The sequence below is a fragment of the Amycolatopsis sp. NPDC089917 genome, assembly GCF_040684635.1.
Classification (GTDB): Bacteria; Actinomycetota; Actinomycetes; order Mycobacteriales; family Pseudonocardiaceae; genus Amycolatopsis.
Genome location: NZ_JBFBGL010000066.1, coordinates 1 through 21,280, shown reverse-complemented (window position 1 = coordinate 21,280; position 21,280 = coordinate 1). Strand labels below are relative to the sequence as shown.

Sequence of the window (21,280 nt, the reverse complement as noted above, 5' to 3'; positions counted from 1 at the left end):
GAATTCATCCGCGCGCGGCAGCGGGCGCGCACGGGTTCCCGGTCCGGGCACGCGGAAGGCGCGCCCGGGAGCTTCAGACGGCTGCCGGGGAAGGAGGAGCGCGATCGCCCAGCGCGAGGCGGTTCGCCGTGCGCTGGGGCGGGGTGACGTCGTCGTGGAGTCCGCTGAGGCGGAGCAGGGTCGTGGACGCGGGCCCGTGCGGGACGGTCCCGAAGAGAGGCAGGTCACCGTGACCGTGCACACCCAGCAGCGAGGGTTCGGCGGCGAGCCTGCCCATCGCCCGCACCGGCGCGACGGCCTTGGAGACCGAGGAGTCGACCGTCGCGTTCGCCCCGCGCGACTCGTCCGCCGAGGCGGAACCGCCCGAGTGCAGGGCCAGGAACAGGCCAAGCGCGGTCAGCACGGCGGAGAGCAGGACGAGGACGGCCTGCCTCGCAGGCCGGTACGTCCGGCGCCCCACCGTCATCGACACTCCCGGGTTCTCGCCGACACCCTACTTGGATCCGGCGTCCCGCCACAGGCGCGTGATCCCCGCGCGGACGCGGTCCTCCCCCAGTTCCGGCAGCAACGCGGTCAGATGCTCGGCCGCGAGCGGGGCCAGCAGGGCGTGCGCGGCGTGCTCGGGGTCGGGGACGCCGTCGAGCAGGATCGCGACGTGCCGGTGCCAGAACCGGTAAGCCCCGATGCGGTACCGCGCGCCCGGCGCCGCGGTCTCCGACATCCGCACCAGCGGCAGATGCTTGAGCACGTAGTCGAGGTAGGCGCCGGCGAAGGCCACGCGACGGTCCACCGGCGGCACGCCCGGTCCCAGCGGCGGCGGTCCCGTCAAGATCCCTTCCTGGAGCACGCGTTCCCGGGCGTCCAGCAGTGCCGCGGCCAGTCCCGCCTTGTCGCCGAAGCGGCGGAACAGCGTTCCCTTGCCCACTCCCGCGGCCGCCGCCACCTGGTCCATCGACACCCCTTCGACACCGTGCTCGGCGAAGAGCGAAGCGGCCGCGTCCAGGATGGCGACCCGGTTGCGGGCGGCGTCGGCGCGCTCCTTGGGCGGCGGGGTACGCAGAAGTTCCAGCGGCGTTGCGGAAGCGGACTGCGGTCCGTTATGGTCGTGAGGCACATACGGACTATAGTCCGATTAACTGGGAGGTAGCGACATGACCGCACTCATCACCCGTGAGGAACTGAAGGCCGCGATCGACGCCACGGCCGTGACGGTGGTCGACGCGCTGGGTGGCGAGTACTTCGCCAAGCAGCATCTGCCCGGCGCCGTTCCCCTGGTCCTCGCCGACGTGGGCGCGCGGGCCGCGACCGTGCTGCCCGATCGCGGCGCCGCGATCGTCACCTACTGCTCGAACCCCGCGTGCCCCAACAGCGGGCAGGTAGCCGACCGGCTCACCGCCCTCGGCTACACCGATGTCCGCAAATACCGGGAGGGCATCGAGGACTGGGCCGGCGCGGGCCTGCCCCTCGAACAGGGCTGAACCTCAGTCCTGCGACGGCACCCGTCGCCGCAGGAGCGGGACCCCGTCGCCACCGAGGTCGGCCAGGTAGGCCGCTCGTCCGGTCATGGCCATGATCAATGCCAGGGTCGTGCCCGAGACGAGCGGTCCGGATCCGACCGCGAAGGGACCGTCGGTCGCTTCCAGCCGCAGGCCGCCGATGCGCCCTTTCGCCATCACCACCATGTCGGCGCCCTGGTAGTACCCGGCCAGCGCGGTGAGGACGGCGATCGGGTGGTCCCGGCGGATGCCGAGCGGGCGGCGGATGTCCTCGGCGTGGACGATCGCCTCGCCGAGCATCGCCATCTTGGGCAGGGGCGGTTTCGTCGTGCTGCCGGCGACGCGACGGAACCGCTCCAGCGTCTCGGCGCCGTCCTCGCCCAGCTGTTCCGCCAGCCGCATGGCGACCTGCTTGTCGAAATCGAACCGGCAGCGGATCACCCCGGCGAACCAGCGCGCCGGGGTGAGGCTCGCTCCGGCGGTGATGTGCGCCAGCACCTCGCGCGCCGACAGCCCCGCGCACAGCGACGGCGTTTCCCACTGCTCCTCGGTGAGTCCCGCGAGGTCGTTCGCCAGCGCCGCCCGTTCGGCGCGGATCAGCGGCCAGACCCCGGTCGTGGCGCGATCACGCGCCTTCGGTCCTGATTCCGTCATCCGGAGTCCCTCCAGTCATCGTCCTTCGAAGGAGAGACTCCCGCCGCGGTACGGAATCATCGGTCCTCGACAATCCGAGTCGACGCATGCCGCGAACCGAGGAAAAGAGGACCGATGATCCAGCGCTGGAATCCGGAGACCGTGGCGGCCCCGATCGGGCCGTACAGCCACCTGGTCCGCGTACCCGCCGATCACGAGCTCGTCGTCGTGTCCGGTCAGGTCGGCGTGCTGCCCGACGGTGAACTCGCGGGGCCCGACGCCGAGGCCCAGACCCGCGCCTTGCTCGCCAACCTCGAACGCCTGCTCGAAGCGTCGGGCGCCGGGCCGGAACACCTGGTCAAGATCTTCAGCATGCTGTCCGGCACCGAGCACCTCGATGGTTTCCGCACGGCGATGCGCGAGACCTTCACCCGCTGGTACCCCGAAGCGGACTGGCCCGCCCAGTCGCTGATCGTCGTAGCGGCGCTGGCGCGACCGGAGCTCGTCGTCGAGGTCGAAGCGCTGGTCGCGGTGCCCAAGCTCGTCCCATGACGCCGGGAACGGCGCTGCTCCTCATCGGCGGCGGAGTGCTCCTGTTCATCCTGATCCTGCTCACCGTAGGGATGGTGCTGGGCCGCCGGGTCCGGCGCGGCAGGAAGCAGGGTCGCTATCCCTACCGCTCCGGACCCGGCACCTACGACAACTCGTCGTCGGGCGGCCCGCACTGAACCCGGTCAGGACTCGCGGCGCCTCCGTCCGGTGAGGAGCAGCAGGGCCCCGATGGCCAGCATGCCCAGCGCCAGGATCGACATCGTCATCAGCGGTGACCCGGTGGTGGCCAGGCCGGGCGGCCGCGGCTTGTCCGGCGGCTGCGGGGTCGGCTTGTCCGGCGGCTGCGGCGTGGGCGGCTCCGGCGGAACCCGGGTGTCGGTCCCGCAATCGGGGTTCTCCGACCCCGGCGGGCAGTTGCCGCCCGGCGTGTCGGAGGTGACCACGTTGCGAAGACGGTGGTCGCCGCTCGCCGGCTTCCGCACGGTGACCGCGTAGGTGACGGTCGCCTTCTCCCCCGGCTTCAGCTCGCCCTTCCAGGTGAGCTTCGGCGCGGAGTAGGTGACCGTTCCCGTACTGGCCTTCGCGGTGCCGTCGAAGGTGGCGTCGTCCAGCACCTGGCTCAGGTCGTCGGTGAACGTCGCGTCGTCCACTGTGGCCTGTCCGGTGTTCTCCACCGTGACGGTGTACGTGACGACCTCGCCCGGTTTGGCCTCGGTCTTGTCGACCGTCTTCTTGATCTTCAGGCTGGACAACGGCGTCGTCGTGCCGCACTTCGGATCCTTGCTGCCCGGCGGGCAGTTGCCACCGGGGGTGTCGGTGGTGATCACGTTGGTGAGCTTGCCGTCGCCACCGGTCTTGGTCACCTTGACGCTGTAGGTGACCGTCGCCGTCTGCCCGATCTCCAGATCGCCGGTCCAGGTCAGCTTCGGTTCCTCGTAGGTCACCGAACCGATCGTCGCCGCGCCGTCCTTCTGGAACACGGCGTCGTCGAGGACCTCGGTGAGGTCGTCGGTGAACGTCGCGCCGGTCAGCTTCGTCTTGCCGGTGTTGCGGACCGTCACCGTGTACTTCACGACGTCGCCCGGGTTCGCGGTGGCCTTGTCCGCCTTCTTCTCCAGCGAGATTCCGGGCACCGGGGTGACGGTCGAGCACGCCGGATCGTCCGACTGCGGCGGGCAGGTGCCCGGCGTGTTGGTGCTGACGGTGTTCCGCAGTTCGTGATCGCCCGTGACCGGGTTCTTCACCTTCACCGAGTACTTCAGCGTGGTCGACGCCCCCACCGGGAGATCGCCGGTCCACACCAGGTTCGGCGCGGTGAAGGCGAACGTCCCGGCGACCGGGGCCGACACGGCGTCATCCTGGTAGTCGGCGTCGTCCAGCACCTCGGACAGATCGTCCGTGACCCGCGCGGCGTCCTCGCCGACCAGGTCGACCTTGCCGGTGTTGGTCACCGTCACGGTGTAGGTGACGACGTCGCCCGGGTTCGCGGTCTGCTTGTCCGACGTCTTCTTGACCGTCAGCTCGCGGGACGGCACGTCCGCGACGCAGTTCGGATCGGTCGAACCCGGCGGGCAGTTGTTGCCGGGCGTCTCCGAGGTGACCACATTGGACAGTTTCTTGTCACCGGTGTCCGGGTTCTTGATCTTGACCGTGTACGTGATGGTCGAGGTCTGCCCGATGTCGAGATCGCCGGTCCAGGTCAGCTTCGGCGCCGCGTACGACACCGTGCCGATGCTCGCCGCGCCGTCGTTCTGGTAATCGGCGTCGTCGAGGACCTCGGTCATGTCGTCCGTGAACGTCGCGCCCGTCTGCCTGGTCTGCCCGGTGTTGGCGACGGTGATCGTGTACTTCACCGTGTCGCCGGGATCGACCGACTTCTTGTCCGCGGTCTTCTTGATCAGCAGTCCGGAGACCGGCGTCGTCGTGCCGCACTCCGGATCCGTCGACCCCGGCGGGCAGTTACCTCCCGGCGTCTCCGACGTCACCACGTTGACGAGCTTGTCGTCGCCGGAGTTCGGGCTCTTCACCTTCACCGTGTAGGTCACGGTGGCCGTCGCGCCGACGTCGAGGTCGCCGGTCCAGGTCAGCTCGGGTTCCGCGTAGGCGACCGTTCCGAGGCTCGCCGCACCGTCGTTCTGGTAATCGGCGTCGTCGAGGACCTGGGTCAGGTCGTCGGTGAACGTCGCACCGGGGATCTTGGTCTGGCCGGTGTTCGTGACCGTGACGGTGTACTTGACGACGTCGCCCGGGTTCGCCGACTTCTTGTCGACGGCCTTCTCGATCTTCAGGCCCGACACCGGGGTTTCCGTGCCGCAGGCAGGATCCGTGGATCCCGGCGGGCAGTTGCCGCCCGGGGTCTCCGACGTCACCACGTTCTTGAGCCGGTTGTCACCGGTGTTCGGGTTCTTGACCTTGACCGTGTAGGTCACCGTCGAGGTGGCGCCGACACCGAGATCGCCGGTCCAGGTCAACTTCGGCGAAGCGAACGACACCGCACCGATCGTCGCCGCACCGTCATTCTGGTAATCCGCGTCGTCCAGAACCTGCGTCAGATCGTCCGTGAAGGTCGCGCCGGCCAGTTTGGTCTGGCCGGTGTTGGTCACCGTGACCGTGTACTTGACGACGTCGCCCGGGTTCGCCGACTTCTTGTCGACGGCCTTCTCGATCTTCAGGCCCGACACCGGGGTTTCGGTGCCGCACTTCGGGTCGGTCGATCCCGGCGGGCAGTTGGTGCCAGGAGTCTCCGACGTGACCGTGTTGACGAGCTTGTTGTCGCCCGCGGTGGGGTTCTTGACCTTCACCGTGTACGTGACCGTGGCGGCGGCACCGATTTCGAGGTCACCGGTCCAGGTCAGCTTCGGCGCCGCATAGGACACCGTGCCGACCGTCGCCGCACCGTCATTCTGGTAATCCGCGTCGTCCAGAACCTGACTCAGGTCGTCGGTGAACGTCGCCCCTTCCAGCTTCGTCTGACCGGTGTTGGTCACCGTGACGGTGTACTTCACGACGTCGCCGGGGTTGGCGGACTGCTTGTCGACAGCCTTCTCGATCTTCACTCCCGAGACCGGCGTCGTGGTCCCACACTTCGGATCCGTCGAGCCGGGCGGGCAGTTCCCTCCTGGCGTCTCCGACGTCACCGCGTTCTTGAGCTGATTGTCGCCGGAGTTCGGGTTCTTCACCTTCACCGTGTACGTCACCGTCGAGGTGGCGCCGACTTCGAGGTCGCCGGTCCAGGTCAACTTCGGTGAAGCGAAGGACACCGCACCGATCGTCGCCGCACCATCGTTCTGGTAATCCGCGTCGTCCAGAACCTGACTCAGATCATCCGTGAACGTCGCACCGGCCAGCTTCGTCTGACCGGTGTTCGTGACCGTGACGGTGTACTTCACGACGTCGCCGGGGTTCGCCGACTGCTTGTCGACAGCCTTCTCGATCTTCACTCCCGAGACCGGCGTCGTGGTCCCACACTTCGGATCCGTCGAACCCGGCGGACAGTTCCCACCAGGAGTGTCCGAAGTGACCACATTGGACAGTTTGTTGTCCCCGGGGTTGGGGTTCTTCACCTTCACCGTGTACGTGACCGTCGAGGTGGCGCCGATCTCCAGGTCACCGGTCCACGTCAACTTCGGCGAAGCGAACGACACCGCACCGATCGTCGCCGCACCATCGTTCTGATAATCCGCGTCATCGAGAACCCGCGTCAGGTCATCCGTGAACGTCGCACCGGAGATCTTCGTCTGACCGGTGTTCCGCACGGTCACCGTGTACTTCACGACATCACCGGGGTTCGCCGACTGCTTGTCGACGACCTTCTCCATCGCGAAACCCGACACGGGCGTCGTCGTCCCGCACTTCGGGTCGGTGGATCCCGGCGGGCAGTTACCGCCCGGAGTCTCCGAGGACACCGTGTTCTTGAGCCGGTTGTCGCCGGTGTCGGGGTTCTTGACCTTCACCGTGTACGTCACCGTGGACGTCTCGCCGACACCGAGATCACCGGTCCAGGTCAGCTTCGGTGAAGCGAAGGACACCGCACCGATCGTCGCCGCACCGTCGTTCTGATAATCCGCGTCATCGAGAACCTGGGTCAAGTCATCGGTGAACGTCGCGCCGGTCAGCTTCGTCTGGCCGGTGTTCTTGACCGTGACGGTGTACTTCACGACATCGCCCGGATTCGCCGTGGCTTTGTCGACGGTCTTTTCGATCAGCAGACCGGAAACCGGTGTCGTCGTCCCGCACTTCGGATCCGTCGAACCCGGCGGGCAGTTACCTCCCGGCGTCTCCGACGTCACCACGTTCTTCAGCCGGTTGTCCCCGGAGTTCGGTTTCTTCACCTTGACCGAATACGTGAACTCCGCGCTCTTCCCCGCCGCGAGCGTGCCGGTCCAGGTCAGCTTCGGCTCCGCGTAGGACACCGAACCGGGCGACGCGGTGGCGTCGTTCTGGTAGACCGCGTCGTCGAGCACGCCGGTCAGATCGTCGACGACCTTGAGATCCGCCGCGGTCACCTTCCCGGTGTTGGCGACCTTGACCGAATACCGCACGGTGTCACCCGGGTTGGCGGATTGCTTGTCCGCGGTCTTCGTCACCGTGTACGACGGCGCGGGCACCTTGGTCTTCGCGCACGCGGCCGCGGGGTCGTCCGGGCAGCGGTTGTCGGGCGGGACGACCGGCGGCGGCCCGGTCGGCACGTTCGCGCGGTTCACCAGTTCCTTGCCGATGGCGACCTCGTCGACCTTCACGCGCACGGTCAGCGTGGCCGTCTCCCCGACGGCGAGGCCGCTGACGGCCCAGTCGATCGGCCCCGAACCGGACGCCGTGCCCTTCGAGGGCGTGGACGACACGTACGTCGTGCCAGGCGGCAGCGTGTCCCGCACGGTGAGCGCGGGCACGGGGATCACGCCGGTGTTCCGCAGGGTCACCTGGTAGGTCAGGGTGTCCCCCGGGATCGCCTCGGCGAGGTCGACCGACTTCGTCAGCTGGTACCCGGGCGAGGCGACCGTGTTCCGCACGGTGTTCGAGGTGCGTTCCTGGGGGCGTCCGGTGTCCTCGCCGCGGAAGGTCAGCTTGCCGGTGTTGTCGAGTTTGGTGCCGTCCGGCACCGAAGCGCCGACCTTGACCTTGAAGGCGACCTTCTGCGACTGCCCCGGCGCCAGGTTCCGCAGTCCGCAGGTGACCACCTGCCCGGCGGCCGAACAGTCCGGATTGGACCCGGCCACGAAGGTGACGCCGTCCGGCAGCGTGTCGGTGAGCACCACGTTCGTCGCGGTGTCGAGGTCGGTGGTGCTGCCGTCGGCGTGCCGGTTCGCGACGTCGAAGGTGTAGGTGACGTCGCCGCCCTTGGTGACGTAACCCGGCGGGGCGTCGTTCGTGTTGCCGACCGGGTCGTTGGCCTTGGTGATCTGCAGGTCCGGTTCGAGCGCGTCGGTGACCAGCCAGACCACCTGCGGGTACAGCGCGTCGCCGGTGGTGCCGATCTTCACCTGGAGCGCACTGGTGCCCGCGGGGACCTTGCCGGTGATGTCGATGCTGCGGGCGTCGTATCCGACGTTGTTCACCGGATTGGGGTTGCGGGTGGTGACGTTCGAGCCCGAGCCGTTGGCCGCGACCTTGTCGATCCGGCTGGTGAACGCGTTGTTCGTCACCGTGCCCGCGGGGCCGGGCAGGGAGATGTCCTGGAGGCTGCTCGCGTTCGGCCCCACCTGGAGGTAGTCACCCGAGATGGGCGCGTCGCCGTCGCCGGCCACGATGCCCAGTTCGACGTTCGGCTGGCGTGACGTCGGTGCCTTGATGCCGCTCAGCGCGATGGTCGACGAGGTCGGCGCCCCACCGCCCGCGACCCGTTGCAGGCCGTCCCACACCTGCAGGTAGCGCAGCGGTTCGCTGGGGAGCTCGTAGGCCACCACCAGCGACCAGCCGCCCCAGCAGCCCAGGTTGGTCCCGCTGATCGACTGGCCCTGGCAGGCCTGGATGTCGGCGACCGTGTACTGCCCGGTCCCGGCGTTCGTGACGAGGTTCGTGACGTCGGCCGCGCCGCCGTAGGTGTACGGGACCGGGAAGCCGGACGTCGCCAGCGCGGGGAACCAGTCGTAGGTGTCGGCGGTGATCCGCTGGTAGGCGCCGGAGCCCGGGGTCCTCAGGGAGACCTGGTTGCCGCGGCTCCCGTCGCCGGAGGTCCCGGCGGAAGCGACCGGGTTGAACTGCCAGTACAGCCGGGCGTTGAGCACCTTCGCGCCGGCCGGGACGCTCAGATTCGCCGCGGAGGCGGTGTTCCCGGGCGCGGCCGGGTCGATCTTGATCCACGACACCGGGCTCGCGTTGCTCGCGGACTCGTTGCAGACCACGCCGACGCCGCACTGCACGACGGAGTTCGCGGCCATCGTGATGCCGCCGTGCGCCAGCCCGGAGTACACCGGCTCCGGCCCGATCGGCCGTTCGGTGCCCGCTCCGCGCGGCTGCGTCTGGGCGTTCGCGGGCAGCGGCGCGCCCATCAGCAATGCCACGACGACCACCGTGAGCAACGCCAGTCCCCGGCGCCACCGATTCCGCCCACGACGTTCCGCCATGCCGCCTCCGCCTCACCTCTCGCTCCCGTCGGCCCAGGTCAGGACAGCGGGGACAGCGAGTCCACTAGACGGTCATCCTGTGTCGGCAAGATCGCCAACGGCAACCGGGACCGGCGGTGTCCCCTGGATAAAACCCGTTGAGTGGCCCCAAAACCCCCGGACGGGTGATGCACCGTCCACAACGGACGGAAAAGGAGAGGGTGGCGTTCCGGCGCGAAAACCGCCATCGTCGAACGCGTGATCGAAATCCCTTACCACGGCTCCGGTCCCTATTGTTACGCCCATTCCGTCGCGATGATGCTGGGCGCCGACGCGCCGGAGATCGGCGTGCTCGAAACCGTCACCGGCAGCCCTTTCGGTATGCAACTGGTCGGCGGGTCATTGCCGTTCTTCGACGCCTTCGGCTGGGATCCCGATCTCGGCATCGGGGAGGCGCTCGACGCCCTCGGCTGGACCGCGGAAACCGTGAGCGAACCGGAGCCGGACGCCGCGTACGCCCGGCTCGTGGAGCGCCTGGCCGACGGCCCGGCCCTGATCGGCCCGGTCGAGATGGGGCATCTGCGGCACCAGCCGGGGATGACCGGCCCGATCGGTGCCGACCATTTCCTGGTCGCGCTCGCCGCGGACGCCGAGTCCGTCCTGGCCCACGACCCGCAAGGCTATCCGTACGCGCGGATCCCGCGGACGGATTTCGCCGCCGCCTGGCGTGCCGAGACCGTCGCCTACGGCAAGACGCACACCCTGCGCACGAACTTCGTCCGGCACACCGTCGTCACCGAGGAAACCGCGATCAGCGCGTCACTCCCCCGGGCGATCAGGCGGCTGAGCGGCGACGTCGGCGCGGAACTCCCGCCCGGCACCCTCGGCAACGGTGACGCCGCACGGGCGCTGGCCACCCGGATCGAGGGCGGCTGTGACCCGGACCTGCGCGGCATGCTGATCCACTTCGTGATCCGCGTCGGCGCCCGGAGGCTGGGCGACGCGGCCGTGTGCCTCCGCCGCGTCGGTCACGGCTCGGCGGCCGAGGTCGCCACCAGGCAGGCACGGCTGGTCGGTTCGCTGCAGTACGACCTCGTCGTCGAGGACGACGCGCGCGCCGCAGGGACGCTCCGGACGCTGGCTCCGACCTACGAGGAGCTCCGGCGGGCCCTCACGTCATCCTGACGATCTCGCGCACGATCACCTCGGGCTCGGTCTTCGGGACGTAGTGCCCGGACCGCTCCGCGATCACGTGCCTGCCGCCGGGCGAGAGCGCGACCCGGTGGGCGTGGGACGCGTTCGCCCGGGCCCGCATCCCGGCGGACATCCCGCCCCCACCGCGTCCGCCGGACACCACGGTGACCGGGATGTCCCCGAGCACCGGCGGATCGTGCCGCCAGACGGCCAGTTCGTCGAGGAAGGTGCGGGCCTGCTCCCGATGGGTCCGCATCGTCCCGACGGTGAACGCCTCCCGTTCGAGGTCGCGGCGGACGTCGTCCGGGACGCCCTTGAGCAGACCGCGGAAGAGGACCTTGAGCAGACCGGTACGCGCGAGCACGGCGCCGGCCCCGAGCAGGACGCGTTCACCGGTGCGGAAGGCGCGGCCGAAGAGCACGTCCGCCGCCTCGTCGGTCGGGTCGACCAGGACCAGCCCGGCGATCCGTTCGGGGCGGCTGGCGGCGGCCTGGCGCACGATCGGCCCGCCGGCGCTGTGCCCGGCGAGGACGTACGGACCCGGGCCGAAGTGGTCGAGGACGTCGTTGAGGTCGTCAGCCATCCGGCGCAGCGTCCGGCCGCCGGGATCCGGGGCGCTGCGGCCGAGCCCGGAACGGTCGTAGGCGATCGCGCGGGCGTGCCTGCCGACCTCCGGGTGCACCGCCGCCCACGACGACCGGGTGGCGGCGGCCCCGGCTTCGAACACGACCGTCGGCCCGGTGAAATCCCCGGGCCCCGGGAGCACCATCGCGTAGAGCCTCCTGCCGTCGCGGGTGGTGACCCACTCCGGCTCCCCTTGCGTATGCGTCATCGTGCGGCGATTCTCCAGCCGGTGGCGTCGATCTGCCGCCGCCAGAATTCGGCGAACCGTCCTCGCCGCGCAAGGAGTTCTTCGACTCCGCCGTCTTCGACGATCTGCCCGTCCTCCAGGAACAGGACGCGGTCGGCGTGCCGGATGCCGGCGATCCGGTGGGTGACGATCACCCGCGTCCGCGACACGGGGTCGCCGCTGAGGGACCGGACGACGGCGTCCTCGTTCTCGGTGTCCAGCGCGCTGGTGGCCTCGTCGACCAGCAGCACCGGCGCCGGTTTGAGCAGTGCGCGGGCGATCGACACGCGTTGCCGCTCACCGCCGGAAAGCGCGCCGCCCGCCTCGCCGACGGCGGTGCGCCCGCCGTCGAGCAGCTCGCCCGCGCGGGCGAGGGCGACGACTTCGGCGACCCTTTCCGCACTCGCCGAGGGATCCCCGGCGAGGACGTTGTCCCGCACCGAGCCTTCGAACAGGTACGGCTGCTGGAACACGACGGTCACGAGCTCCCGCCGAGCTTCGGCGGACAGCTCGGCGAGATCCGTCCCGTCGGCGAGCACTCGGCCGCTGGTGGGCTGGTGCAGACCGGCGAGCAACGCGAGGACCGTGCTTTTGCCCGATCCGGACGGCCCCACGATCGCGGTCGTCGTCCCCGGTTCCAGGGTGAGGGAGAAGTCCTCCAGCACGGTTTCGGTGCCGGGCGCGTACCGGAAACCGACGTCCTCGAACCGGATCCGCGGCGCCTGCTTGCCCAGTGAGCCGGCGTCGCCCGCCGGGGCCACGGGTGCGGTGAGCACGGTACGGATGCGGCCGAGCGTGGTCGTGGCGGTCTCGATGCCGGGCGCGAGATCGCCGAGCGCGCTGAACGGTTCCAGGTACCGGGCGATCACGACGATCAGCGCGATCGCTTCGGGGACGCTCAGACTTCCTTGCGTGGCAAGGAGCACGGTCGTCCCGGCGAGCAGGACCAGCGCGAGCTGACCGGCGACGCCGAACAGCACCTGACCCGGGATCTGGAGGCGCAGCAGCCGGACGGTGGCGCCGTGGTGCGCCGCGAGCGCGGCACCGGCGTGACTGCGGGCGGGTTCCACGCGGCGGGCGGCGCGCAACGTCTGCTGGGTGCGGGCGAACTCGACGATCCGTTCGGTCAGCGTGGTGTTCGCTTCGCCCGCCGCCCGGTCGGCGCTCCGGGTGATCCGCCCGGTCGCCCACAGGGCGCCCAGCAGCACCGGGACCCCGGCCAGCGCGGCGACCCCGAGCGGCCAGGCGATCGGCAGCAGCGCCAGCGCGATCGCGATCGGCAGCAGGACCGCGCCGATCAGCGGGGTGAGCAGGTAGCCGACCAGCCCGACGAGATCGGGACCGGTCGCGGCGATGGCCTGCCGCGCGGTCTGCGTGTTGTCACTGTCCAACCAGGACAGCCGGACATGCGTCAGCTGCTCGGCGACGTCGTGCTGGGCGTGGTCCAGCACCCCGAAGCCGAGTTCGAACCCGAGCCGCCCCACGACCGCGTCGAGGGCCCAGCCGGCCGCGGTGACCACGGCGAGGGCACCCAGCCAGGGCAACGCTTCCGCGGGTTCGGTGCCGAACAGGGCGCCGACCAGCGGCACGAGCAGCACGACACCGGTGGCGCGCAGCAGCACCGAAAGCACGGCGAGGACGACGTAGCGGCGGAGCGCCCGGCGTTTCGTCGCGGGGATCAGGCTCAGCAGCGTGCGGATCACGCGGTCACCTCCGCACCGGCTCCGGCCAGCCACAGCCGGGCGTAGCGGCCGTCGGAGGCCAGCAGTTCGTCGTGGGTCCCGCTTTGGGCGATCTTCCCGCGGTCGAGGACCACGATCCGGTCGGCGCCGGTGACGGTGTGCAGGCGATGGGCGATGACCAGGACGGTCCGGCCGGCGGTGAGCCGGTCGAGTGCTTGTTGCACGAGGTACTCCGACTCGGGATCGGCGAAAGCGGTCGCCTCGTCGAGGACGAGGACCGGGGCGTCGGCGAGGAGCGCGCGGGCGATGGCCACCCGCTGGCGTTCCCCACCGGACAGCTGGGAACCGGCGCCGAGGACGGTGTCGTAGCCCTGCGGCAGCCGCAGGATCCGGTCGTGGATCTGCGCGTCCCGGGCCGCGTCGACGACCTGGTCTTCGGTGGCGCCGGGAATGGCGAGCGCGATGTTCTCCCGCACGGTTCCCTGGACGAGTTGTGGATCCTGAAGCACGAAGCCCACGCGGCCGTAGAGTTCGTCGGCCGGGAAGGAACGGATGTCCCTCCCGCCGACCCGGATCGCGCCCTCGGTCACGTCGTGGAACCGCGCGACCAAGGCGGCGAGGGTCGACTTCCCGGCTCCCGATGGGCCGACCAGCGCGGTCACCGTTCCGGGCCGCAGGGTCAGGGAAACGCCCTCCAGCACGGGAACCCCGCTGCGGTAGGCGAAGCCCACCCCGTCCAGTTCCACTGTGCCCGCGCCGACGCCGCCCCTGGCTTCGAGCTCCACTGTGGACAGTTCGGGTTCGTCGAGGACGACCTGGATCCGGCGCGCGGCGAGCATCCCTTCACGGACACCGCCGAGGCCGTACCCGATGCCCAGCAGCCGCGCGCCGAACGTGGTGCCCAGCAGAAGGAACGGGATCAGCGTCACCGGTTCCGTGCCGCCGCCGACCACCATCAGCGTGCCGGCGCCGGCGATCAGGAGCAGGAACGTCGCGGGCCGCGTGGCGAAGTCGAGCATGGTCTTCTTGCCGGTGAACGGGCGCTGCCAGTCACCGAGGAAACCGATGTACTCGTCGAGCCGCCGCCGGAACGACGACGCCGCCGCGCCGCCGAACACCCGGATCACCGGCTGCCCCTCCAGATACGCGCCCGCCTCCCCTGCCATGCGTTCCGCCCAGCGCATCGCCTGGCCGGTCTTGGGGCCCGATTGAACGACCATGATCGACGTCGTGACGAGGTAGACGAGGATCGGGACGAGCAGGACGAGGGCGAGCCGCCAGTCCACCGCGAACAGGTACGCCAGCACCGCGACCGGCGCGACGACGGCCGCCACCGCGTCGGGAACGGCGTGCGTGACCAGGTAGTGCAGCGAAAGCGTGTCTCCCTGCACGAGTTTCGCGACCGTGCCCGAGCCGCGGGCGGTGAACCAGCCCAGCGGGAGCCTCGCGAGTTTACCCAGCAACCGCTGTCGCAGGTCGCGGGCGAATCGCGCGTCGGCGGCGTGCACCCCGAGCACGACCGCGGATTCGAGGAGGGTGCCCACGCCGAGCAGCACCAGCGCCGACACACCGAGCGCCCACAGCGATCCGCCGCCCTCGATCAGCCGCCGGACCAGCTCCACCAGCAGCACGAACGGCGCGAGACCGATGAGCGTCACGACGGCTTGCAGGATCCCGGCGAGGATCAGCGTCCGCCGCACCGGCGCGAGCAGCCGTCCGGCGGCCTGCGCCCGCCAGGCACCCTTGGGCGCTTCCTCGACCGGCTTCGGCGCTTCGGCGGCGGGTTCTTCCTTCTCGCCGCGGAAGGAGCCCATGGCCCGGCCGTAGTACCAGTACGCGCGGCCGTGGACCTCGGTTTTGGGGAAGCCGAACGTCTCCCGCAAACGGGTCTTGAGATGTTTGAGCGAACCCGCTTCGGGCGCGAGCCAGGCCTGCCAGTCCGACCAGTCGCGCGTCTCGATCGCGGCGGCCAGCGAGGTCGCGTCCTGGCGAGGCACCCAGTGCACGGTCAGCCGCGCGTGTTCCCGCAGCGGGATCAGCCGGTCGGTCCCGTCGTGCTCTTCGAGGTAGAGCTCGACGGGCAGGTCGGCCGGGACCGCTTCGAGGATCGCGTTGATCGCGGGGATCGAGGCGGAGTCGCCGATCAGCAGGTAGCCGGCGGGTGGTTCGGCGGGGACCGAGAAGGATGAGGAACCCAGCGACATCACCGGAACCGTCGAGCCGGGCTTCGCATCCCGCAGCCACCGCGACGCGGGGCCGGCGGGCTCGTGCAGGACGACGTCGATCGCGAACGTGCCGGCTTCCGGATCGGCTTCGGTGAGCGTGTACGCGCGCTGGAACTCCGTCGCGCCGCCCTCCGGATCCGGGAACCAGAACCGGAGCCAGGCCGTCGGCTCCACGACGACGTCCTCGAACAACGTCGGCGAGACGAACCGGACCCGCACGAACTTCGGCGTCGTCTCTTCGGTTTCGACGACGGTCGCCTGATGGTCTCGCGCCCCGAACCCACGCATGACCGCGCCTTGGAACCCGCGCGCCATCACAGCCCCTCCCCGGTGGCCGCCAGGTCGGCCACCATCTCGGCGACCGGCCTGCCCGGCGGGCAGGACCCGATCAGCCCGCGGATCGACGCGGTCAGCAGCAGCCGCACGTACTCGGGCCGCGGCACCTGCGGCAACGCGGCGGACGGCCCGGCGAGCCGATCGTCACCGGCCAGCCGGTCGCGCACCGCCTGCCGCTCCCGGTCCAGCCCGGCGCCGTCGGACTCCTCGGCCGCCATGCTGTTCTCCTCGGACGCGGTCATCGCGATGGTCAGCGACGCGACGGCGCCGCTGAGCACGATCGCCGCACCGGGCTCGTACCCCCGGCGGACGAGCGCCTCGACCTCGGCGGTCAGCAGGCGCTGGCCGCCGTCGCCCCGCGGGAACAGCAGTTGCAGGTAGGTGACCAGGCCCGGGTGCTCCAGCACGAAGGCCCGCATCTGCAGGGCGAAGGACAGTAGATGCTGTTCGAGGTCGTGCCCGGGATCGTCCCGGAGTTCGAGTTCGGCCAGGATGCTCTCGCCGACCAGCCGCTCGAGCCCCCACCGGGACTCGACGTGCCGGTAAAGGGCGGTCGCGGTCACCCCCAGCCGGACCGCGACCGCCTTCACGCTGAGCCGGCGCATCCCGAGCTCACGACCGGCCCGGAGGATGTCGTCCCTCGCGATCATGGCCGGACGGCCCCCGATGTTCGGCATCTCACCCCTTCGTCCCTGGAAAGTTACAGGGGGAAACTAAGGGTGGGCTTACCTCGCTGTCAAGTGTCCCCGTTCAGTCCTCCGGATACGGTCTCCCGGACGCGCGAAGACACCGGCGGCGAGTCTCAGTGGGTTCAGAACGTGACGGTGAACCCCGTCGATGCCGGGAGTCTCCAGTCCGCGTAGCCGCCTGGCGGGACGGGGATGTCGCCATCGACGGTGATCACCGCCGCGCGCTTGAGGTCGTTGAGTCCATAAAGGACACTCTTTCGCCTGTCAGCTCCTTGCAGTGGGCCGCGACCATGAACTTCCGCGGCGCGATGACGTACGGGTAGTCCTTGACCGACGTCGGTCGGCGGCGGAAACGGAACAATAGTGGAGCGCGGCGTCATTCCACTATTCAAAGAAACCGCCTCCTGACCGCGGTTTTTCCCGTCATACCCAGCGAATCACCGAATAAGGACCCTCAGGGAATGGGTTCAGGCGGTTTTGGACCCTTCGCCGGTCGCGTCACGGAGCAGGTCTTCGGTGAGGACGGTTCGGGAAGGCAGGCCCAATTTGCGCAACGCCCGTCCGACGTGGATCTCGACCGTCCTCGGCGAAAGGAACAGCCGCTCGCCGATCTCCCGGTTGGTGAGGTTCTGGGCGGCGAGCCGGGCGACTTCGAGTTCCCTCGGCGACAACGCTTCGCCGTACCCCTTGCGGCCGCGCCGGGGCATCTCCGGATCGCACCGCCGCAGGGACCGGCGGCAGCGGAGCGCGTCGACCGCGGCACCGAGACTCGCGTACACCGTCTCGGCCGTGGTGAAGGACGAGAGGGCACGCGCCTGCTCACCGGCTTCGGAGAAGCATCCGGCCGCGAGTTCGTCGGCGTAGGCGGCGAAGTACGGGAACGGCAGCGCGCTGTAGGCTTGGGCCGCGCCGAGCAGCAGATCGCCGGCGGGGAGCGTCTCGCCGCGCGCTTGAGTGAGCATCCCCCGGCACAGCAGGGCCGACGCGTTGGCGACCGGCGCGTCCTTGCCGTCGATGCCCTGCCGGTACTCCGCGAGCAGCTCTCGCGCCTCGACGTGCTGTCCCAGCCCGAGCATGGTCCGCACGGCGAACGGCATCAGCTCGGCCGCCCAGACCCAGTTGTTCTTGCGGCGCACGGTCTCCAGGCCGTACTCGGCCAGCCGCCGGGCGGCTTGCAGGTCCTTGCCCGCCTGATGGACCGCGACGCGGCCCGCGTACGCCGAGGCCTGCACCGGGACGCTGCCCGCGGAAAGCGCGAAGGCCGCGTCGAAACTGCGCAGCGCCGCCGTCGGCCGGTGCTGTCCGTACTCGTACCAGCCGAGCACGAGCAGCGGCTCGGCGGCGAGCGAGCCGTCCTTGTCGACGCGAGTGAGCATCGCCCGCGCCTTCTCGGCGACACTCGCCCACTCCCCCATGGCGAGGTCCAGCCGCAGTTCCGTGCCGTCGGCCAGCGCGTCGAGATAGGGCTGGTGGTCGTCGCGGATCAGTCGCCGCGCGGTCGCGAGGTAGGCCCGCGCCACCGGGTAGTGCCCGTTCCACGCCACCGCGTCGGCCAGGTTGATGTAGGTGCGGGCCACCTGGCGGCAGACCTCGGCCGATTCCGGCGCCCTCGGGAGGTCCGCGATCCCTTCCCAGGCTTCCGGGTCGGCGATCTGCATCCGCGCCGAGAGCCGGTTGGCGGCGATCGCGGCGAGCAGACCGGCGTCGTGCTCCCCCTTGCTCACCTGTTCGGCCTCGTCGAGCCAGCGGAGGTTCTCCTCGACCGGGACCGTGCCGATATGCGGCAGCGCCAAGGTGACCAGCCCCCTGGCGAGCAGGGCCTGGCGCCTGCCGAGGTCGGCCGCGCCCAGTTCGATTTCGAGCCTGCCCGCTTCGACCTTGCCCACCTGGTTGATCAGCACCTGGCCGAGATGGACCCGGATCTCGCCGCGCGCGGCCTTGCTCAGCGGCCACTCGCGCAGGATCTCCCGCAGCAGCCGGACCGTTCCGGCGTGGGCGATGCTGCGCGGCAGTTCCCTGCCGAGCCGGACGGCGAACGACTCGCGCGCGGTCCGCGGCAGATCCGCGTCCCGCAAGGCCGCTTCGAGCAGACGACTTGCTTCCTCGGTCCGGCCGTCTTCGATGGCGTTGTCGACCGCGACGCCGGTCCACTGTGTCCACGCGGCGATGTCGCCCGCGAGCCGCGCGTGACGGGCGATCAGCGAGGCGAAGGGGTCGGTGCCCGCGGCGAGCCGGGCGGCGGCGCGGCCGTGCATCGAGCATCGCTGAGGTCCGGGCAGCAACGCGTAGACCGCTTCGGCGATCAGCGGGCTTCCCGAGACGTACCGGCCCCGGCCGAGATCCCGCAGCAGTCCCGCTTCGACGGCTTCGGTGACCGCGCCGGCGGTTTCGCCGGACGGCGACGCCGCCACCGCGCCCAGATCCGGTTCCCCGGCGGGTGATCCCAGTACCGCGGCCGCGCGGACGACGTCCCGCGCGACCGGGCCGATCGCCGTCATCAGTCCGGCGATCCGGCTCCGCACGATCGGCGGCACGGTCGCCGACGTCAGCTTGTCCGCTGAAAGCGTCTCGGCCGTGTCACCGACGCTCTGGACCAAAGCGGTCAGGTCGGCGGCGATCCCGGAGGTGCGCCGGTGCGCCGCTTCGGCGAAATCCGGGGCGCAGCGGCCGAAGGACGCGTCGAGCAGCGTCCGCACCTGGTCGGCGGCGAACGCCGGAAGCGAGAGATGCGCCGCGGTTTCGCGCAGCGGCGGGAATCGCCGGGATCCGGACGCCACCGCGCTCACCACCACGCTCAGCGTCGCCGCCGGGGAGGCCGCGAGGCCGCGCAGGAACTCCCAGGTGTCGTCGTCGGCGGAGTGGACGTCGTCGAGCACCAGCACCGCCGATCCGCAGCCGGTCAGGACTTCGCGCACGGCACGGAACTCCTGCTGCCGGACGGTGTCGGCGTCCGCGTTCTCCGGGAACGGCGGCAGCCACGACGACCATTCGGGGATCAGCCGCCGCAGGACGCCGGTCACCGGGGAGAAGCCGTCCGCGTGGACGGCGGCCACTTCGCTCTTCCCGAGCAGCGCGTCGACCAACGGCGCGAGCCGGCACGGCCGCGCGAAGGAACCACAGCGGGCGGACCACACCACGCGCGACGCGATCCCGGGATGGGCGGCCAGTTCGTCGAGCAGACGGCTCCGGCCCACACCCGGTTCGCCCTCGACGACGGCGACCGACGGCGGGCAGGAGGCGACGCGCACCAGTTCGGCCAATTCGGCGTCGCGGGCCACGAACGCCGGTGCCGCACCGATCGTCGGCATGCCCGGGACCATACCGATAGGACACCCGCCGAAAGGCGGGAACACGAACAGTGACCACCGTCCGCACGCTTTCCGCTGGTCCACACCACCGGAGTCACCGCGTTAACTCGATCGGGCGACGACGACCTGCGTGGCGCGGATCCCCGCATCGGCAATACGGACCCTTAGGTATTGACGCGAACCTTGCCACGAGGCCACCGGAGGGTGAATCTCAGACTGTTCGCAGTGCCCCTGCGTCACCTCGTCACCACGCAAGTCCCCTGCTCGCGTCGGTCGGCCATCCATTCGGGTAGCCGAAGTCCTCACAAGTCCCCTTTGGGTAGCGACCCGCGCGTGCTTCGCGTTCGACCATCCAGTTAGGAGTGTTCCGACGGTGAAGACCTCATTCAGGCGTGGGCTGGCCACGGCCTGCGCCGGTGTCGCCGCGCTGGTCGCCCTGCAGGCGCCCGCCGCCGCGGCGCCCGCGATCACGGCCGCCACCACGATCCCGATCAAGATGCAGGCGCAGGAGAAGAGCAACTGGTGCTGGGACGCCAGTGGCAACACCATCGCCGCCTGGTGGGGGCACAGCATCTCCCAGACGAAGTTCTGCCAGGTCGCGCACAACGAGTCCGGTTCGGACTGTGCGAACAACCAGGGCTACCTGAGCGATCAGCAGCGGGTGTTCCGGTGGCTCGGGTTCAGCAACGTGGGCAGCTACAGCTCCTCGGGCCAGACGCTGAGCTTCGCGTCCATCAAGAGCCAGATCGACGCGCGCCAGCCGATCGGCACCCGGATCGGCTGGAGCAACGGCGGCGGGCACATGCACGTGCTCTACGGGTACGACAACACCAACGGCGCGACGACGGTGTACTACGGCGACCCGTGGGGATCGAGCCCCCGCTACAACCAGATGAGCTACAACGCCTACCGGTCCAACAACTCGTTCACCTGGACCCACACCGTCTACGGGATCAAGGACTGAAACCATGAAGCGAACCTTCCTCGGCGCCACGATCCTCGCCCTCGGACTGTCACTGGCACTCGGTGGCCACGCCTCCGCCGCCGACGCCCCCAGCGGCGCGCCCACCGCCGCCGACCTCGCCGCGGTGTCCACAGTGGTCACCAGTGACGCGACCACCCAGCGGCTCGCCAAAGCGGTGTTCCCCGGTGCGGCCAAGGCGGACACGGCCCTCGCGGCCAGAACCGCCAAAGCCGATCCGCGGACACCGGTGGCGGTCTACCAGCCGACCGCGGGCTTCATCGCCGGCACGTCGGCCGTCCCCGCCCAGCTCGCCTACGTCGCCACTCCCGCCACCCTGGGCAACGGCGACGCGGCGACCGTGTGGTCGCAGCGCGAGGGCTCGGGCTGGTCGGTCTACAACGTCGCCTCGGGTGACGTCGAGAAGCGCCTCGCGGCGCAGGTCGGCAAGGGCTACCTCCTGAGCGAACCTCAGGCAGGCGCCTGGTACGCCGTCGACGGCGACACCGTGACGGTTCTCGACGGCTCGTCGGTGGCGAAGACCGGCGAGAAGATGACGCTCGCCGCGTACCGCGAGGGTCTGCAGAGCCGGTACGGCGACAAGCTGCCCGGTTCGACCTACGACCGCACCGGCGCCGCCGGCGGTTACGGTTCCGCCCCGGTGGGCGACACCGAGGTGCCGTGGTGGCCGTACGCCCTCGGCGCGGTCTTCCTCGCCGCGGCGGGCGCGGCCGTCACGCTCCGGCTCCGCAAGCAGTGATCTCGTAGGCGGACTCGTGAGTGGGGGGTTGGGGTGGAAACCCAAAAGCCCC

At 70.2% G+C, this 21,280-nt stretch carries 15 protein-coding genes; 6 read left to right on the top strand and 9 right to left on the bottom strand.

The window, feature by feature from the left end:
• Positions 1-73: 73 nt before the first annotated feature.
• Positions 74-466 carry a hypothetical protein gene (locus AB0N89_RS33700; protein ID WP_364213246.1) on the bottom strand — a complete coding sequence of 131 codons (393 nt, stop codon included), beginning with the start codon at positions 464-466 and terminating at the stop codon, positions 74-76.
• Between the two features lie 27 nt (positions 467-493).
• Complete coding sequence (locus AB0N89_RS33695; RefSeq protein ID WP_364213306.1) at positions 494-1,069, bottom strand: helix-turn-helix domain-containing protein; 576 nt, start codon at positions 1,067-1,069, stop codon at positions 494-496.
• Between the two features lie 82 nt (positions 1,070-1,151).
• On the opposite strand from AB0N89_RS33695, the gene AB0N89_RS33690 reads away from it, so the two are divergent.
• Positions 1,152-1,478 carry a rhodanese-like domain-containing protein gene (locus AB0N89_RS33690; protein ID WP_364213243.1) on the top strand — a complete coding sequence of 109 codons (327 nt, stop codon included), beginning with the start codon at positions 1,152-1,154 and terminating at the stop codon, positions 1,476-1,478.
• A 3-nt stretch (positions 1,479-1,481) separates the two neighbouring features.
• On the opposite strand, the gene AB0N89_RS33685 is transcribed toward AB0N89_RS33690, so the two are convergent.
• The gene (locus AB0N89_RS33685) at positions 1,482-2,150 is read right to left on the bottom strand and encodes a maleylpyruvate isomerase family mycothiol-dependent enzyme (protein ID WP_364213240.1); all 669 of its coding nucleotides are present in this window, start codon (positions 2,148-2,150) and stop codon (positions 1,482-1,484) included.
• 114 nt (positions 2,151-2,264) lie between these two features.
• Between AB0N89_RS33685 and AB0N89_RS33680 the strand changes: the two genes are divergently transcribed.
• Together AB0N89_RS33680 and AB0N89_RS33675 are read left to right on the top strand one after the other, a co-directional pair.
• The gene (locus AB0N89_RS33680; RefSeq protein ID WP_364213238.1) at positions 2,265-2,681 is read left to right on the top strand and encodes a RidA family protein; all 417 of its coding nucleotides are present in this window, start codon (positions 2,265-2,267) and stop codon (positions 2,679-2,681) included.
• Positions 2,678-2,857 (top strand): hypothetical protein, encoded by a 180-nt coding sequence (locus AB0N89_RS33675; protein WP_364213235.1) that lies wholly within the window; start codon positions 2,678-2,680, stop codon positions 2,855-2,857. The genes AB0N89_RS33680 and AB0N89_RS33675 overlap by 4 nt, the downstream gene beginning before the upstream one ends.
• Positions 2,858-2,863: 6 nt before the next feature.
• Here the strand turns inward: AB0N89_RS33675 and AB0N89_RS33670 are convergent, their stop codons facing one another.
• Entirely contained in the window at positions 2,864-9,244 is a 6,381-nt protein-coding gene (locus AB0N89_RS33670; RefSeq protein WP_364213232.1) for an Ig-like domain-containing protein, read from the bottom strand.
• A 237-nt stretch (positions 9,245-9,481) separates the two neighbouring features.
• Between AB0N89_RS33670 and AB0N89_RS33665 the strand changes: the two genes are divergently transcribed.
• Positions 9,482-10,408, top strand: coding sequence for a hypothetical protein (locus tag AB0N89_RS33665; RefSeq protein ID WP_364213229.1), 927 nt, complete (start codon positions 9,482-9,484; stop codon positions 10,406-10,408).
• On the opposite strand, the gene AB0N89_RS33660 is transcribed toward AB0N89_RS33665, so the two are convergent.
• The 5 genes from AB0N89_RS33660 to AB0N89_RS33640 all read right to left on the bottom strand — a co-directional run bounded on the left by AB0N89_RS33660 (position 10,395) and on the right by AB0N89_RS33640 (position 19,507).
• Entirely contained in the window at positions 10,395-11,249 is an 855-nt protein-coding gene (locus tag AB0N89_RS33660) for an alpha/beta hydrolase (RefSeq protein ID WP_364213226.1), read from the bottom strand. The two genes, AB0N89_RS33665 and AB0N89_RS33660, sit on opposite strands and share 14 nt — an antisense overlap.
• The gene (locus AB0N89_RS33655; RefSeq protein ID WP_364213223.1) at positions 11,246-12,970 is read right to left on the bottom strand and encodes an ABC transporter ATP-binding protein; all 1,725 of its coding nucleotides are present in this window, start codon (positions 12,968-12,970) and stop codon (positions 11,246-11,248) included. The genes AB0N89_RS33660 and AB0N89_RS33655 overlap by 4 nt, the downstream gene beginning before the upstream one ends.
• Positions 12,967-15,462, bottom strand: a complete 2,496-nt coding sequence (locus tag AB0N89_RS33650; protein ID WP_364213220.1) for an ABC transporter ATP-binding protein/permease — start codon at positions 15,460-15,462, stop codon at positions 12,967-12,969. The genes AB0N89_RS33655 and AB0N89_RS33650 overlap by 4 nt, the downstream gene beginning before the upstream one ends.
• A 26-nt stretch (positions 15,463-15,488) precedes the next feature.
• Positions 15,489-16,187, bottom strand: a complete 699-nt coding sequence (locus tag AB0N89_RS33645) for a TetR/AcrR family transcriptional regulator (RefSeq protein ID WP_364213217.1) — start codon at positions 16,185-16,187, stop codon at positions 15,489-15,491.
• 479 nt (positions 16,188-16,666) lie between these two features.
• A complete protein-coding gene (locus tag AB0N89_RS33640; RefSeq protein ID WP_364213214.1) occupies positions 16,667-19,507 on the bottom strand; it encodes a LuxR C-terminal-related transcriptional regulator in 2,841 nt (946 codons plus the stop codon).
• 373 nt (positions 19,508-19,880) lie between these two features.
• Here AB0N89_RS33640 and AB0N89_RS33635 point away from each other — a divergent pair, with 373 nt between their 5' ends.
• Together AB0N89_RS33635 and AB0N89_RS33630 are read left to right on the top strand one after the other, a co-directional pair.
• Positions 19,881-20,471: a papain-like cysteine protease family protein gene (locus AB0N89_RS33635; protein ID WP_364213211.1), complete on the top strand. Its 591-nt coding sequence runs from the start codon at positions 19,881-19,883 to the stop codon at positions 20,469-20,471.
• A 4-nt stretch (positions 20,472-20,475) separates the two neighbouring features.
• Positions 20,476-21,228, top strand: a complete 753-nt coding sequence (locus tag AB0N89_RS33630; RefSeq protein WP_364213208.1) for a hypothetical protein — start codon at positions 20,476-20,478, stop codon at positions 21,226-21,228.
• Positions 21,229-21,280: the final 52 nt, after the last annotated feature.